Annotated in this window: 9 protein-coding genes; 6 read left to right on the top strand and 3 right to left on the bottom strand. The window is 74.7% G+C overall.

Going from position 1 to position 15,566, the window contains the following annotated elements; genetic code table 11:
* Window positions 1–415: 415 nt before the first annotated feature.
* Together Sdi02f_RS20000 and Sdi02f_RS20010 are read left to right on the top strand one after the other, a co-directional pair.
* On the top strand, window positions 416–2,539 hold the full coding sequence (locus tag Sdi02f_RS20000) for an asparagine synthase-related protein (RefSeq protein ID WP_030404820.1): 2,124 nt from the start codon (window positions 416–418) through the stop codon (window positions 2,537–2,539).
* 586 nt (window positions 2,540–3,125) lie between these two features.
* Window positions 3,126–6,407 (top strand): ATP-binding protein, encoded by a 3,282-nt coding sequence (locus Sdi02f_RS20010; RefSeq protein ID WP_167458206.1) that lies wholly within the window; start codon window positions 3,126–3,128, stop codon window positions 6,405–6,407.
* Here the strand turns inward: Sdi02f_RS20010 and Sdi02f_RS20015 are convergent.
* Complete coding sequence (locus Sdi02f_RS20015) at window positions 6,394–8,091, bottom strand: sigma-70 family RNA polymerase sigma factor (protein ID WP_438363745.1); 1,698 nt, start codon at window positions 8,089–8,091, stop codon at window positions 6,394–6,396. The two genes, Sdi02f_RS20010 and Sdi02f_RS20015, sit on opposite strands and share 14 nt — an antisense overlap.
* 99 nt (window positions 8,092–8,190) lie before the next feature.
* On the opposite strand from Sdi02f_RS20015, the gene Sdi02f_RS36515 reads away from it, so the two are divergent.
* Complete coding sequence (locus Sdi02f_RS36515; RefSeq protein ID WP_234328522.1) at window positions 8,191–8,412, top strand: hypothetical protein; 222 nt, start codon at window positions 8,191–8,193, stop codon at window positions 8,410–8,412.
* A 325-nt stretch (window positions 8,413–8,737) separates the two neighbouring features.
* On the opposite strand, the gene Sdi02f_RS20020 is transcribed toward Sdi02f_RS36515, so the two are convergent.
* The gene (locus Sdi02f_RS20020) at window positions 8,738–9,565 is read right to left on the bottom strand and encodes a TetR/AcrR family transcriptional regulator (RefSeq protein ID WP_030405237.1); all 828 of its coding nucleotides are present in this window, start codon (window positions 9,563–9,565) and stop codon (window positions 8,738–8,740) included.
* A 375-nt stretch (window positions 9,566–9,940) separates the two neighbouring features.
* Here Sdi02f_RS20020 and Sdi02f_RS20025 point away from each other — a divergent pair, with 375 nt between their 5' ends.
* Together Sdi02f_RS20025 and Sdi02f_RS20030 are read left to right on the top strand one after the other, a co-directional pair.
* On the top strand, window positions 9,941–11,320 hold the full coding sequence (locus Sdi02f_RS20025) for an NAD(P)/FAD-dependent oxidoreductase (protein WP_108933755.1): 1,380 nt from the start codon (window positions 9,941–9,943) through the stop codon (window positions 11,318–11,320).
* A 183-nt stretch (window positions 11,321–11,503) separates the two neighbouring features.
* The gene (locus Sdi02f_RS20030; RefSeq protein ID WP_030405239.1) at window positions 11,504–13,171 is read left to right on the top strand and encodes an ATP-binding SpoIIE family protein phosphatase; all 1,668 of its coding nucleotides are present in this window, start codon (window positions 11,504–11,506) and stop codon (window positions 13,169–13,171) included.
* Between the two features lie 44 nt (window positions 13,172–13,215).
* Here Sdi02f_RS20030 and Sdi02f_RS20035 read toward each other — a convergent pair whose 3' ends face one another.
* A complete protein-coding gene (locus tag Sdi02f_RS20035) occupies window positions 13,216–14,493 on the bottom strand; it encodes an MDR family MFS transporter (RefSeq protein ID WP_031088261.1) in 1,278 nt (425 codons plus the stop codon).
* A gap of 146 nt (window positions 14,494–14,639) precedes the next feature.
* On the opposite strand from Sdi02f_RS20035, the gene Sdi02f_RS20040 reads away from it, so the two are divergent.
* Window positions 14,640–15,188 carry a MarR family winged helix-turn-helix transcriptional regulator gene (locus Sdi02f_RS20040; RefSeq protein WP_030405241.1) on the top strand — a complete coding sequence of 183 codons (549 nt, stop codon included), beginning with the start codon at window positions 14,640–14,642 and terminating at the stop codon, window positions 15,186–15,188.
* The last annotated feature ends 378 nt before the right edge of the window (window positions 15,189–15,566 follow it).

Raw genomic sequence — 15,566 nt, forward strand, 5'->3', positions numbered from 1 at the left:
CTCGCGGGGCCTGTACGGAGCGTGTTCGAGTGGGGTCGCGGAACGTCGATTTGGCCGAAAAACACCGCCGGTGATTTGTGAGTACTACCGCCCTCACCACGGGAGTTGAGGGCGCGTTGGGGAGCCAAAGGGCGCGTTCCGGGGGCGCATTCGCGTCGTCTTCGCTTCGTCCGGGGCCGTGTCCGGGGTGGATCCCCGGGGGTCCCCGAGGCGGGTCCCGGGGTGGCCCCCGGGGCGGTGTGCGCAGCCGTCTCCGGGCGGCGGAGAGGGAGTTGGCGTTCTCGCGTGAGTCTCCGCGAGGGCGCATCCGGGGAGCACACGCGGCTCCGCCGACGGTCTGTGGCGCGCCCTTCATGGCAGCATGGGGAACCAGTTCGTACGGTGCACTGGTTGTCCCCAGCCTGTGGAGGCGTCGATGCGGTGGTTGGTGGGGTGGAGCAGCGCCGCCGTGGGAGCAGGAGCAGCGGGGATCGCCGGTGCGGCCGGCTCCGCCGGGGCCACCGGCTACGACGGGGAGACCGTGCAGCCCGTGGGTGCCCAGCCGTTGTGGGGCGACCCCGATCCGCTGTGGGCGGTCGGCGACTGGCGTCCCGACGAGGTGCGGGTCGTCACCGCCGACGCGCAGACCCGGATCGCGGTCCTCGGCATCTGCGGCGCGAGCGACGAGCAGCTGCGGGTCGCGCTGTTCGCCGCGCGCGGGGGCGCGCTTCGGCATCTGACGGCATGGCCCGGCAGCTACACGGCCGTGGTCCAGGTCGGGCGGCGGATCACCGTCTGCGGCGACCTCGCGGGCGCGCGGCCGGTCTTCCACACCCCCTGGGCGGGCGGCACCGCGTACGCCACCGCCGCGCTGCCGCTCGCCGACCTCGTCGAGGCCAACCTCGACTTCGGCCACCTCGCCGCGCTGCTCGCCACGCCCGACGTGCCGGCCGCGCTGGACGACTCCACCCCGTACGACGGCGTGAAGCGCGTTCCGCCGGGGCACGCGCTGATCCTGCGCGCCGGGTCGCGCGAGATCGCCGGGTACGAGCCGGTCGCCTCGCTCGCCGTCGCGGCGCCCGCGGCCGACCCCGACCGGGCGGTGGACGGCGTGCGGGACGCCCTGGTGGAGGCGGTGCGCACCCGGCTCGCCGCGCCCCGGCACGTCCCCGGGGACGGCATCGACCCCGGGCCGGTGCCGGGTATGGGCCCCGCCGAACGGCGCGCGGCGCGCGGGATGCCGGTGCCGGGGATCGGCGCCGACCTGTCCGGTGGCCCCGCCTCGGGCACGCTCGCCCTGCTGGCGGCCGGGCTGCCGGGGATGCCGGGGACCGTGCTGGGGCACGGCTCGGGGGCGGGGGAGCGGCTGCTGGCGGTCACCTTCAACGACCTCGCCGTCGGCGGGCAGGAGCCCGAGCTGGCGCGGGCGGGCGCGCTGGCGGCCAACCCGCGGCTGCACCACGTGGTGGTCACCGGCGGCGAGGACGTGCTGCCGTACGCCGGGCTGGACGGGCCGCTGACCGACGAACCCGGGTCCTTCCTGGTCGCCGCCGCGCGGCACCGGGCCAGGCTGGCGGCGGGCAGCGCGGACCACTTCGCGGGGTACGGGGCGCGGCAGGTGCTCGACGCGCATCCGGCGCGCCTCGCTGACCTGCTCATGGACCGCAAGCGGCGCCATCTCGTGCGGCCGGTCGCCGCGCTGGCCAAGGCCGACGGGTCGGTACTGGTCCCCGCGCGCGTGTACGCGGCGGCGCGGCGGCTGGCGCGGACGCCGTACCGGAGCGGACTGGAGGTGCTCGCCGAGCGGCTGCTGCGCAGACGGTTCGACACGCCGGGCGAGGGGGCGATGGACGCGTCCCTGGCCGCGCTGACCTGGGCCGGGCCGGGGCCGGCGGCGCGGTGGCTGACCGGAGAGGCGCTGGCTGAAGTATCGGTTCGCCTTCAGACGTCCTCGCAGCGGTCGGGGGTGGGGCCGGGGCAGCGTCCGGGGGACTTCCGGGCGCGGGCGGCGCTGGCGCGGCAGGCGGCGGAGGTGCGGGTGCTGGAGCAGGCCGCGGAGATCCGCTTCCAGCGGCTGCACACGCCGTTCCTCGACAACCAGGTGGTCCGCGCGTGCCGTGCCCTGCCGGAGGCGCTGCGGGTGCAGCCGGGGGCGCGGGCGGCGATCCTGCGGACGGTGCTGGAGGGGGCGGGGGTGAGCGAGCTGCCGCCCGGGTGGGGGGCGCCCACCCAGGCGCTGGCGGCCTCCACCGCGCGGACGGGGCTGCGGGTGGCCGCGGATTCCCTGCTGGGGCTGTTCGACCGGCCGCTGCTCGCGGAGGCGGGGCTGGTGGAGGCGCGGGTCGTGCGCAAGGCGGTGCGGGCGGCGGCCGCGGGGGAGCCGTTGCCGCTGGACGGGCTGGCCGACCTGGTCTCCCTGGAGCTGTGGCTCCGCCGACTGCTGTCCCGCCGGGGCACCTGCTGGACCGGCACCCCGGCCCGCCAACGCGCGGTCCCCGCGGGCATCGCACCGCAGCGGGGGGCGCTGGGTGGGGCGGGGGCGGTGGTGCGGAGGGGGTGACGGGGGTGCGGGTGGTGCGGAGGGGGTGACGGGGGTTCGGGTGGTGCGGAGGGGGTGACGGGGGTTCGGGTGGTGCGGAGGGGGTGACGGGGGTTCGGGTGGTGCGGTGCCAGTGCCTGCGGCGCATGTGCGGGTTCGGTGGGGGTGCGCGTAGCGCGGTGCGTTGGGGGTGGGTCGGGGCCGCGCCGGGGGGTGTCCGTCCTCGGAACGGCGCGGAATCGGTCGGCCACAGAAGTGAACTCCGTTGACGCGCCAACCGCTGCGGGCGGACACCCCCCGACACGTCCCCTTCTCGCCGTACGCGGCTGCCCCGCCGCGTCGCCCCCGCAGCTGCGGGCAGTCGCCACGCCCCCCCCAGCTGCGGGCAGTCGTGCCGCTGGGGCGGCACGGGTGGGCGCAGCGGCACCCCGCTACGCCGGGCTCGCGACCCGACCCCCGCCCGCACACACCCCGCGGCACCGGTCAACGCCGACGCGGGCCCCGTGGCCCACCCGCACCCACGCCGGGTGCGAGAGCGCACGCCGGACCACGCGCCCCGCGCACACCGCAGGTGCCCCCGCACAACCGTTACGGCGACAATGACCCCGTGCGCTACAGAATCCTGGGCGTCGCCCAGACGGAGGACCACGGCACCGCCGCAAGCCCCGGCGGCCCCCGCCTGCGCGCGCTGCTCACCGCCCTCGCCCTGCGCCCCGGTGACGTCGTCACGTCCGCCACCCTGATCGACGAGGTCTGGCCCGGGGACGACGATCCGCCCCAGGACGCCCCCGCCGCCCTCCAGGCCCTGGTCGGCCGCCTGCGCCGTACCGTCGGCAAGGAGGCCGTCGCCTCGGCACCCGGCGGATACCGGCTCGCGGCGACCCGCGACGACGTGGACCTGTACGTCTTCGAGCGCCTCGTACGGCAGGGCACCACCGCCCTCGGACACGGCGACGCCGCGGGCGCCGCCCGGCACCTGGACGAGGCGCTGGCCCTGTGGCGCGGACCGGCGCTGGCCGACCTGCCCGGCCACGCCGCCGGCCCGGACGCGCTGCACCTGGAGGCCACCCGCGCCCGCATCGAGGCCGGTCTGCGCCTCGGCGACGCCCACGACGCCGTACCCCGCCTGCGTGAACTGATCACCGCGCACCCGTACGACGAAACGCTGCACGCCCTCCTCATCGGCGCCCTGCGCGCCACCGGCCGCGACGCCGACGCGCTGGCCGCCTACGAGAACGTCCGCCGCACCCTCGCCGAGGGGCTCGGCACCGACCCCGGCCCCCGACTGCGCGCCCTGCACGCCGAACTGCTCGGCGCGCGGGGCGCCGAGCACGCTCCGGCCGGTGAGCGCCGGGGCAACATCCGGCCACGGCTGACCACCTTCGTGGGACGCGAACCGGAGCTCGCCGCCCTCCGCGACGAAGTGCGGCGGGCCCGCCTGGTCACCCTCACCGGGCCGGGCGGCTCCGGGAAGACCCGCCTGGCCGAGGAGGCCGCCGCCGGGCTCGACCAGGCGTGGCTGGTGGAACTGGCCCCGCTCGACCGGCCGGAGGCGGTACCGGGCGCGGTCGTCAACGCCCTCGGGCTCCGCGAGACCGTGCTGCTGACCGGCGACCGCCCGACCGTGCAGGACGACCCCGTCGCGCTGCTCGTCGAGTACTGCGCCCCGCGCAACCAGCTCCTGGTCCTCGACAACTGCGAACACGTCATCGGCGCTGCTGCCCGGCTCGCCGAGACCCTGCTGACCCGCTGCCCGGGCCTCACCGTCCTCGCCACCAGCCGCGAACCGCTGGGCGTGCCCGGCGAGTCGGTGCGCCCGGTCGAACCGCTCGCCCCCGACCAGGCGCGGCGCCTGTTCGCCGCCCGCGCGAGTGCCGTACGTCCCGACGCCGACACCGTGCTGCGCGACGAGGAGGCCGTCGCCGAGATCTGCCGGCGCCTCGACGGGCTGCCGCTGGCCATCGAACTGGCCGCCGCCCGGCTGCGGCTGCTCACCCCGCGGGAGATCGCCGACCGGCTCGACGACCGCTTCCGTCTGCTCACCTCCGGCAGCCGCACCGTCCTGCCCCGCCAGCAGACGCTGCGCGCGGTCGTCGACTGGTCCTGGGACCTCCTCGACGAGGCGGAACGCACCATGCTGCGCGAGCTGTCCGTCTTCGCGGGCGGCTGGGACCTGGCGGCGGCCGAGGCCGTGGGCACCGGGCCCGCGGCGGAACTCGTCGGCGCCCTCGTCGACAAGTCCCTCGTCGTCGCCGACCTCGTGGTCGAGGGCGCCGAGATGCGCTACCGCCTGCTGGAGACCATTCACGAGTACGCCGAGGAACGCGCCGCCGAGGTCCCCGGGCTGCGAGCCGCCGCCGAGCGGGCCCACCGGGCCTGGGCGCGCGCCCTCGCCGAGGAGGCCGACCCGCAACTGCGCTCGGCACGGCAACTGCCGTACGTGTCCCGCCTGGAGACCGAGCACGACAACATCCGTGCGGCTCTCGAGCGCTCCCTCACCGCGGGCGACGAGGAGGAGGCCGCCTCCCTCGCCCTCGCCATGGGCTGGTTCTGGTGGCTGCGCAACTACCGCCACGAAGGCGTCGGCTGGCTGGACCGGGTGCTGCGCCTCGGCGCCGCCCTGGACGCGGGCCGCCCCCGGCCGGAGGCGGACGGCCTCGACCGTGGCGACCCCGCAGCCGATCACGTCGGCGCGCTCCTCGCCGTGCGGGAGGGCGATCCGCCGCACCCGCTGCACTCCCTGCGCATGCGGGTGCGGATGATGCACATCCTCCTCACCTTCGAGACCACACCGCGGGACGGGCTGCTGGACGAGCGCGTGCGGCGCTACGTCCGGCGGGTGCGGGACCACTTCGCAGCGGGCGGCCCCGAAGCGGCCCGGGTGCCCGGCCTCATCTGGCCGCTGACCGCGTTCTTCGTCGACGACCAGGGCGACGTCCGCGGCGCCATGGACGTCTCCGTCGCCAACTGCCGCGTGTACGGGGACGAGTGGGACATCGCCGCCAGTCTCATGTTCCGCGCCCACGCGGTGGTCGACCTCTCGGGCACCCCGTCCGGCTTCGACGAGGACCTGGCCGAAGCGCGCGTGCTCAGCCGCCGCGTCGGCGACCGCCTGGTGGAGGCCCAGGTGTGCAGCGCCTTCGGCGAGGCCGCCATGGCGCGCGGCCACTACGGGGAGGCCAGGGCCGAGTTCACGGAGGCCCTGCGGCTCGCCGAGGAGGTGGGCGCCTTCGCGGAGGCGCCGTTCCTCATCGCCCGGCTCGCCGAGATCGCCTACCGCGAGGGGGACCACGCCACGGCACTCGGCGTGCTCGACGAGGCCGGCGCCGCGGCGGACCGGTACGGCGTCGTGGACTCCCAGGCCTTCGTCCTGATGCTGCGGGCCGGACTCGCGGTGGTGGAGGAGGACTACGCACGGGCCCGTGCCCTGTGGGAGGCGGCCCACGAGAAGTGCCTGCGCGGCACCCCGCCGCCGCAGTTCCTGGCGATGCTGGGGCTGGTGGACGCCCTCGTGACGGCGGGCGAGTCGGGCCCACGGGAGGCGCTGCCGCTGCTGGCGGACACCGTCCGCGCGGCCGTCGAGGAGCGGTGCGCCGACCTGGTCCTCGCCACCCTCGTGGACAGCGCCGCCGGCCTGTCGAGCGACCTCGGCGAGCACGCCCGCGCGGTGCGGCTCCTCGGCGCGGGCGGCCACTGGCGGGGCGACCGCCCGCGCCCCATGCCGGACCGTGCGCACGCCGAGCGGGCCGAGGCCGCCGCCCTGAACGCCCTCGGCGGCGAGCGGTACGCCGCCGAACTGGCCGCGGGGGCCGCCCTTGCGCCCCGGGACGTCGTCGCCGAGCTGGAGGCGGCGGGGCGGCCGGCTCCCCGGACGCCTACGCGCAGGTGAAGCGGGACTGGGCCCAGTCCGCGAGCGCCACCGAGTCGAAGGGACTGTGCGGCTCGGTCACCAGCCGCAGGCTCTCGCGGCCCGAGATGTCCACGTGCACGGGGACCGCCGGGTCGCCGCCCTTGATCATCCCCGAGTTCCACAGGGGGACGCCGTCGGCGTACACCGAGAAGTGGACCTTGCCCAGCTTCAGCGTCAGGTCGTCGACGCCGACCAGCGCGTCGTAGGACGAGCAGTCACGGTTGAGGTCGATGGTGACCGAGGAACGTCCGTTGACGGTGACGCCGTGGGCGTACCGCACGTCGGCGATGGACAGGTCCGAGCGCTGCCACACCCAAGTGCTCCCGGCCAGGTGCATCTCGGGGCCCGTGCCGTCGCCGCTCACGTCGTACGCCAGCTCGCTCCACTGGTAGACGGCGGGCGGGGGTGGGGGTGGCGGCGTGGGTGTGGGAGTGGGGGGCGGCGGTGTGGGAGTGGGCGTCGGCTTCGGTGTGGGGGTGGGCGTGGGCGTGGGCGTGGGCTTCGGGGTGAGTGTTGGTTTCGGGGTGGGTGTCGGTGTCGGGGTCGGCTTGGGTGCCGTCACCGGTGCGGGTGGGTCCGGGGGGCGCGTCGAGGGCGTGGGGGTCTCCGGGGCGGGCTGCGCCACCGGTGTGGAGGCCGGCGGGGCGGCCTTCGGCGGTTCCTTGTCCGGGGCCTCGTGACCGACCAGGGCGAAGGCCAGCGCCGCCGCGGCGGCCACCGCCACCACGCCGGCCGCGATACCAGCCTTGACCGGCGCGCCGAGCCCCTCGGAGGCCGCCGCACCGCCCCCGGCGCCCGCTCCGCCGGAGCTGCCGCCGCTCGCCGCGGCCGCCGCGCCCGCGGCTCCCGCCGCACCGGCGCCCGCGCCCCCGGCGACGAGGCCCGCCACCTTCGCGTACCCGGCGACACCGAACCAGCCGATGACCGCGACGGGCACCACGGCGGGGATGCCGCTCGCGACCTCCTCGATCTGGGTCGCGGCCAGCCGGCACCTGGCGCACTCCTCCAGGTGCTTGCGCAGCCCGCGTTCGGCCCGGATGCGCAGCCGCCCGCGCGCGTACGTGCCGAGCTGGTCGGCATAGCGGGCGCACTCCTCGTCGGTGGCGAGCGCACTGCTGACGTGGGCCTGGAGGTAGGCCTGCTTCAGCCCCTCACGGGCGCGGCTGGCGAGGACCCGGGTGCCGTTGGCGTCCAGCCCGAAGAGCGTGGCCACCTCGCTCGGCGACTCGTCCTCGACCTCGGTGTGCCACAGCACGGCCTGCCACCGCTCCGGCAGCGACCGGAACGCCCGCATGGCCATCGACTGCTCGGCCTCGTGCATGGCGCGGACGTCGGCGCCCAGCTCCAGGGTGTCGTCGTCCGGCACCTTCGCGGTGTACGCGGCCTGCGCGGCGAACACCGCGAAGTCCTCGACCAACTGCTCCCGCCCGGCCGACCGGGTCCAGCCGGCGGCGACGCGCCGGACCGCGGTGAGCAGATAGGCGCGCACGGCGTGCTCGGGACCCGAACCGCCGCGCACCGCCTGGAGCATGCGGGCGAAGACCTCGGCGGTGAGGTCGTCCGCGGTGTGGGCGTCGCGGCAGCAGGTGCGCGCGTACCGGCGCACCGCGTCCGCGTGGCGGCGGTACAGCTCCTCGTAGGCCGTGTCGTCGCCCGAGCGCATCCGCTCGATCAACTCGGCGTCGGACGCCGGAAGCTCGCGCGGGGGCGGCAGCACGCCACCGTCGTCCGGCTCCCGGGGCGGCGGCAGCACGCTGTCCTCGTGCAGCCCGCGCTGTATCGGGACCCCGGCTCCCGCTCGGCCCCCGCCCTCGGCAGGGGCCTCGCGGTCACCGTCCTGGAGGGGGCCCTCCCGCCGGGCGCGGGCCGGCCCGGCCGGGCGGCCCTGGTCCGGCACCTGTGGCGCGCCGTCGTCCAGCGGCTTCTCGGCGCGTGCGTCCTCGGTACCGGCGTCACCGGGACCGCTCACGCCGTCACCGACTGACCCGTCCCGCCCGTCAACGCTCATCGCGGAAAGCCCCCGCCCACCTGCCCAGCCAGTCCGAACACCGGGTCAGCGTGCCATATTGGCTTTTGTTCAGGACCCCCTTGTGCCGACCGTCACTCGTCTGTGGGGACTTGCCGGGCAGCGGTAATAACGCTCAGCCGTTCGGGGAAGGAGTGACGGGCCCACCCGTTCGGTGCGGCCGTCCGCGACCGACCCGTCCCTCTTTGTGCCCGTCCGTGACCGGTTGGCCCCTTCCCTTGTGCCCGTCCGGCACCGGTTTCGGTACTGGTTGTGGTACCGGTTTCGGCACCGGTCGACCCGCTCACACCGGCCGCGAGCGCAGCCCCTCCAGCAGGATGTCCAGCAGCCGGGCCGAGGCCGCCGCCTGCTGGGCCGGGTCCGGCAGCGAGGGTGCCGCCGTGGCTATCACCAGCAGGACGTCCGAGACCGACACGTCCGGCCGCAGCTCACCCGCGGTCCGTGCCCGCTCCACGAGCCGGCCCACGACCTCCAGCAGCGCCGCGGCGCCTTCGTCCCCCGCCAGGGAGTCCTCGCCGCCGACGGCAACGGCGTCGGAACCCGCCCCGCCGGCCGGTTCCCCCGCCGCGGTGGTCTCCTCGGGCACCAGTCGCAGCTCGCCGGTGCCCGGCTGCATCCGCTGCTGCGGCACCCGGGGGTCACCGGCGGCCACACCGCCGGCACCACCCTCGCCGTCCTCCGACACCCCGACGCGCAGCACCTGCGGCGGCAGCAGCCGGCCGGCGCCCGAGGCCACCGACGTCCGCAGGAAGCGGGACAGCGCCGACCACGGCTCGTCCTCCTGGCCGAGCGCCGCACGTGCCTGGTCGGTGAGCCGGGCCGTCTCCTCCTCGGCTATCCGGCGCACCAGCACGTCCTTGCTCGGAAAGCGCCGGTACACCGTGCCGACACCGACCCGCGCGCGCCGCGCCACGTCCTCCATCGGCGCGCCGTACCCCAGCTCGCCGAACACCTCGCGCGCCGCGCGCAGCACGTGCTCCAGGTTGCGCTGGGCGTCCACGCGCAGCGGCGCGTGGCGTGCCGCGTCGCCGCGGGCGCCGTTCGCCGCACTCAACGCGCCGCCGGGCGCGACGGCCGACGCGGACGACCAATGAGAATCCTGAACATGCATAGACAATCCCCCGGTAATGACGTCTCCCCCCGGAGACTCTCCCCGCCATCGAAAGCCGGAGTGGGCGGAACGGGCCCGGTTCCTGTGGCCCGCCCGTCGCGGACCCCATGAGCGCATCCCCCCACACACCGTGGGAAAGAACATAGTTGAGCGAGGGTCAATTCAGAAGGGGCACGTTCCGCACGGTGTGCCCCCCGATCGGAGCACCGCTCGCATACACCCCGAATGTGCTGCCCCCGACCCCCGTTCCCACCCCTGCTGACCTGCGCGACAACGCGTCGACGGAGTGATGGGACCGCGTGCGCGCCCCCGCGATCTCCAGTCACACAATTTGCCGAGCCTGTGGACAAACGCAAGCGTCGGGTGCGTCATGGGGTGGTGAAGGAACGTGCGCGCATTCTCGTTGTCGGCGGTGGCTACGTCGGGATGTACACGGCCCTGCGGCTGCAACGGAATCTCAAGGGCGAACTGCGGCGGGGCGAGGCCGAGATCACGGTCGTCACCCCGGCCCCCTACATGACGTACCAGCCGTTCCTCCCCGAAGCGGCGGCCGGTTCCCTCTCCCCGCGCCACGTCGTCGTGCCCCTGCGCCGCGTCCTGGGCCGGTGCGACCTCGTCATCGGCGAGGTGGAGTGCATCGACCACACGACACGCACCGCCACCCTCACGACCCTTGCCACCGACGAGGAGAAGACCGGCGCCCGCCGGGTGACGTACGACGAGCTCGTCCTCGCGCCCGGCTCCGTCTCGCGCACCCTGCCGGTCCCCGGCCTCGCCGACCACGGAGTCGGCTTCAAGACCGTCGAGGAGGCCATCGGCCTGCGCAACCACGTCCTCGAACAGATGGACATCGCCTCCTCCACCCGCGACCCCGCCCTCCGCGACGCCGCCCTCACCTTCGTCTTCGTCGGCGGCGGCTACGCCGGGGTGGAGGCCCTCGGCGAGCTGGAGGACATGGCCCGCTACGCCGCGCGGTACTACCACAACGTCACCGCCGAGGACATGAAGTGGATCCTGGTCGAGGCCTCCGGCCGCGTCCTGCCCGAGGTCGGCGAGGAACTGGGCCGCTACACGGTCACCGAGCTGCGCCGCCGCAACGTCGACGTACGCCTGGAGACCCGGCTGGAGTCCTGCGCCGACCGCGTCGCCGTGCTCAGCGACGGCTCCCGCTTCCCCACCCGCACGGTCGTCTGGACCGCCGGTGTCAAACCGCACCCGCTCCTCGCCGCCACCGACCTGCCCCTCGACGACCGCGGCCGGCTCACCTGCACCGCCCATCTGTCGGTCGACGGCGCCCCGCACGCGTGGGCGGCCGGAGACGCCGCCGCCGTCCCCGACGTCACCGCGGCCGAACCGGGCCGTGCATGCGCCCCCAACGCCCAGCACGCCGTACGGCAGGCACGGGTCCTCGGCGACAACGTCGCCCACGCCCTGCGCGGCGAGCCCCTCGACACGTACGCGCACAAGTACGCCGGATCCGTCGCCTCCCTCGGCTTCCACAAGGGCGTCGCCCAGGTCTACGGGCGCAAACTCAAGGGCTACCCCGCGTGGTTCATGCACCGCGCCTACCACCTCAGCCGGGTCCCCACCGTCAACCGGAAGGCGCGCGTGCTCGCCGAATGGGTGATCGCCGGACTCTTCAAACGCGAGATCGTCTCCCTCGGCTCACTCGAACACCCGCGGGCGGAGTTCGAACTCGCGGCCGGTGGAAAGCCTTCTCAGGAGCCCCCGCACAACCCGAAGGGGTCGTCCTGACCGGTCTCAGGAACTCCCCCGCCCAGTGGGGCGTCTGACGGATGTCGGCCGGGCGGGCACCCTGCCAGACTGGTCCACCACCGCGGGCGCGCCGCCGCTCGCCCCAGCGCGGCCCCCGGGGCCCGGGCCGCCCCCGGCCCGTCCCGGCCCCCGGCCGCCGACGACTACACGAGGCAAGGATTCGTGAACTTCACGCGCTGGAGCGCCCGACTTCCCGGAACACAGCGCCGCGCCGCGTCGCGGACCGACACGACGGTCTCCCCCGACCGCCGGGGAGACGGCTCCGTACCCGCCGCCCGCGCCGAACAGCTCACCGACGAGGCCCCACCCGCTCCCGGCGTTCCCAGCGTCGACGAACTGCCCGTGCGCGACGTCCTCGACCGCGTCCCGGCCCTCGTCGCCCTCGTCCACGGCCCCGAGCACCGCCTCGCCTACGTCAACGACGCCTACGTCGCCGCCTTCGGCACCCGCGACCTCGGCGCCCGCGCCCGTGACGCCCTCCCCGAGCTGGACGAGCCCGGCCTCTTCCCGCTCCTGGACCAGGTCCAGCGCAGCGGCAGACCCCGCACCCTCAAGTCCCGCAAGGCCCCCGACGGCCGTTCCTACACGTTCACCTGCACCCCGGTCGCCGAGTCCGCGACCGACGACGGACGCGACGGCCGGGGCGTCCTCGTCTTCGCCACCGACGTCACCGACCACGCCGAAGCCGCCGGCCGCCTGCGCGCCAGCGAACGCAGCCAGCGCGAGACCGCCGTCACCCTCCAGCGCTCCCTCCTCCCGCAGGAACTGGAGTCGCCCGACGACCTGCGCGTCGCCGCCACCTACCACCCGGGCGGCACCGAGGCGGCGGTCGGCGGCGACTGGTACGACGTGATCACCCTCGGCGGCGGCCGCACCGCCCTCGTCATCGGCGACGTCATGGGCAGAGGTGTCCGCGCGGCCGCCGTCATGGGCCAGCTCCGTACGGCGGTGCGGGCCTACGCCCGACTCGACCTGCCCCCGCACGAGGTGCTCCAGCTCCTCGACGGACTCGCCGCCGAGATCGACGCCAACCAGATCGCCACCTGCGTCTACGCCATCCACGACCCGAACGAGGGCCGGCTGGTCTACGCGTCCGCCGGCCACCTGCCCATCCTCGTCCGCGAGGACGACGGCACCGTCCAGCGCGCCGACGAACCCACCGGCCCCCCGCTCGGCACCGGCGGCTGGATCCACACCTCCGGCTCGATCGCCCTGCCCCCCGGTTCCACGGCCGTCCTCTACACCGACGGCCTGGTGGAGCGTCGCGACGAGGACCTCGACGTGGGCATCGCCGCCCTGGAGCACGCCCTGTCCGGCGCCACCGGCACGCCCCAGGTCGTCTGCGACCGGCTGATCCGCTCGGCGGGCGTCACCCCGGACCACGACGACGACGTCGCCGTCCTCGTCCTCCAGCACCCCGCCCGCAAGGGCGCCGAGGCGGAACTCTTCCGCAACGCCGCCCTGGAACTGCTCGGCGGCGTCGAAGCGGCCCCCCGCGCGCGTGCCTTCGCCTCCGGTGTCCTCACCAGCTGGCGTTTCCCCGCCGATCTGCACGACCTCGGCGTCCTGGCCACCAGCGAACTGGTCGCCAACTCCCTCCAGCACGGCACCCCGCCGATGCGGCTGCGCCTGCGCCGCACCGACCGCCGTCTGATCATCGAGGTCACCGACGGCGACGACCACCTGCCCAGACGCCGCCGCGCGGAGCCCGGCGACGAGTCCGGCCGGGGCATCGCCATCGTCGCGACGATCGCCTCCAACTGGGGGTCCCGGCGCACCCCGGGCGGCGGCAAGGCGGTCTGGTGCGAGTTCGTCCTGCACAAGCCGTGAGCCGGGGCGTGGGCGGTGGGAACCCGTCCACGCCCCGGCCCGCCTCACGCCTCCGCGACCGCCACCGCCTCGGCCGGCGCCCCGCCCTGCGTGACCACCCGGCTCCGCGCGAGCGACGGCTGATTCTGTACGTCCGTGAGCTGCCGCCCCAGCCGCACCGCCAGCACCGTGATGCCCAGCGAGAACAACAGGAACGCCACGATGTACGGCCCGTGCAGCGACGCCCCCAGCGGCCCGCCCACCGCGGGACCGATGGCCAGCGCGAGCTGCTTCACCAGGGCGAAGGCCGAGTTGTACTGTCCGGCGAGCCCGTCCGGCGCCAGGTCCGCCACCAGCGGCGCCAGCGTCGGCGACAGCATCGCCTCACCGAGCCCGAACAGCGCGTACGTCGAGATGAACGCGGCCGTCGCCATCGTCTGGCTGCCGTGCCCCAGCCCGGCGTACCCGGCCACGGCCCACGCCACGGCCCAGATCAGCCCCACGGACGCGATCACGCGGGAGCGCTTGCGCCGCTCCACGAACTTCAGCACCGCGAACTGCGCGACCACGATCATCAGCGTGTTCGCCGCCAGCGCGGTCCCCAGCGCGGACGTGGAGATCCCGGCCGCCTCGACGCCGTACGCGCTCAGCCCGGACTCGAACTGCCCGTAGCAGGCGAAGAACAGCACGAAGCCCAGGACGCAGAGCTGCACCATGGCCCGGTTGCCGAGCAGCTGCTTCCAGCTCCCGCCGCCGCTCCGCCCCGGCGCCTCCCCGATGCGCGGCGCGCGCGGCGCCCGCACCGTCGCCATGACGGCGACGAGGACCAGGAACATCGCGGCCTCGATGGCGAACAGCACCGTGAAGGACGACGCCTTCGAGGTGTCCACCAGGTGGCCGCCGATGAGTCCGCCGACACCGAGGCCCAGGTTCTGCAGGAAGAACTGCATCGCGAAGGCCCGCGACCGGGTCTCGGTCGTGGAGCAGTCCACGATCATCGTCGCGAGCGCCGGCTGCATCACGGCCTGTCCCGCACCGAGCGCGGCGGCGGAGAGCAGCACCGTGGCCGCCGAGGCGGAGAGCCCGAGGCTCATGGCGCCCAGCGCGGCGGTGACCAGGGCGACCAGCAGTACCGGCAGCGGGCCGCGCCGGACGATGGCCCGCCCGGCGAACGGCAGCACGATCAGCGCGGCCACGGCGAAGACGGCGAGCACGAGGCCCGCCGTGACAGAACCCAGTCCCCGTACCTGCGCCACATAGACGTACAGGTAGGGGACTGTGAAGCCGAGTCCGAACGCGCTGAGTGCGTTGCCCACGTGGATCCGGCGCATCGCCGCGCCCATTGCCCTGGTCACGTTCACCCTCTCTTGATCTCTCGGGATCGGTCGCTCCAGCCGTTAGAGCTGAAGACTTAGAAGCTAAAGTTCGAAGGTAAAGAGTACATACCGAAGGACTTCAAGGCAAAGGAGTCGCGTGCCATACTGCGGGCATGGGCGACACCTCCGGCGCCGGCGAGCCGACACTCGAAGAGCAGATCGCCGCCTACCAGCGCGAGTTCCAGGACCTCGACCCCCAGGTCGAGAAGATCGTCTCGGCCCTCTCCCGCCTCAACCGCCGTATGAACGTCGCGTACGGCCGCCAGACCGCCGAGCTGGGCATCAGCAACACGGACTGGGAAGTGCTGAAGGCCCTCGTCCTCTCCGGCGCCCCCTACCGACTGGGCCCCGGGGACCTTGCCAAGCGCCTCGGCCTGACGCCGGCCGCGATGACCCACCGCATCGACCGGATGGTGTCGGAGGGGCTGGTCACCCGGGAGCGGGACGAGACCAACCGGGTCCGCGTGATCGTGGCGCTCACCGCGGAGGGGCGCGAGAAGTGGCTGGCGGCCATGCGCCTGGCCACGGTCTTCGAGGAGGACCTGCTCCAGGACCTCTCCGCCGACGACCGCACCGCACTCGGTGAGGTGCTCACCCGCCTCCTGCACCGGGTGGAGCACGCCCAGCCCGACGCCGCCGGCCGGCTCAGCGACCTCGATTAAAGATCTTGACAGGCATGCTTGACAGCCACCTGTGGGGTCCGTAAGGTTCTTCGGGTTGCCACCGGACCGTAACGGTTCTGCGGCGACACCTCCCGCCGCAGCAGCGGCAATCAAACCACCAGCACGATCCCCAGCGGGAATGGTTTCGGCGCGCCCGAATTCAATTCCGGTGGGCACTCGTCGCCCCGATCGACCCCGATTGGGAAACGCCGAGAAGGTCCGCTAAGGTTTGAGACGTCGGAACGGCCCAACGGTCGGGACGGCGACCCCTTCTGACGGGGAATCAGAGCCCGAAAGGATCTGATAGAGTCGGAACCGCCGGAAAGGGAAACGCGAAAGCGGGAACCTGGAAAGCACCGAGGAAATCGGATCGAAAAG

It is taken from the genome of Streptomyces ardesiacus, assembly GCF_003112575.1.
GTDB lineage: Bacteria > Actinomycetota > Actinomycetes > Streptomycetales > Streptomycetaceae > Streptomyces > Streptomyces ardesiacus.

What these genes read in the sequence shown, in the direction of transcription:
- Sdi02f_RS20000 (WP_030404820.1), top strand. Translation starts at nt 416, where the DNA reads ATGCGGTGGTTGGTGGGGTGGAGCAGCGCCGCCGTGGGAGCAGGAGCA.
- Sdi02f_RS20015 (WP_438363745.1), bottom strand. Translation starts at nt 8,091, where the DNA reads ATGCGCTCGGGCGACGACACGGCCTACGAGGAGCTGTACCGCCGCCAC.
- Sdi02f_RS20020 (WP_030405237.1), bottom strand. Translation starts at nt 9,565, where the DNA reads ATGCATGTTCAGGATTCTCATTGGTCGTCCGCGTCGGCCGTCGCGCCC.
- Sdi02f_RS20035 (WP_031088261.1), bottom strand. Translation starts at nt 14,493, where the DNA reads ATGGGCGCGGCGATGCGCCGGATCCACGTGGGCAACGCACTCAGCGCG.
- Sdi02f_RS20040 (WP_030405241.1), top strand. Translation starts at nt 14,640, where the DNA reads ATGGGCGACACCTCCGGCGCCGGCGAGCCGACACTCGAAGAGCAGATC.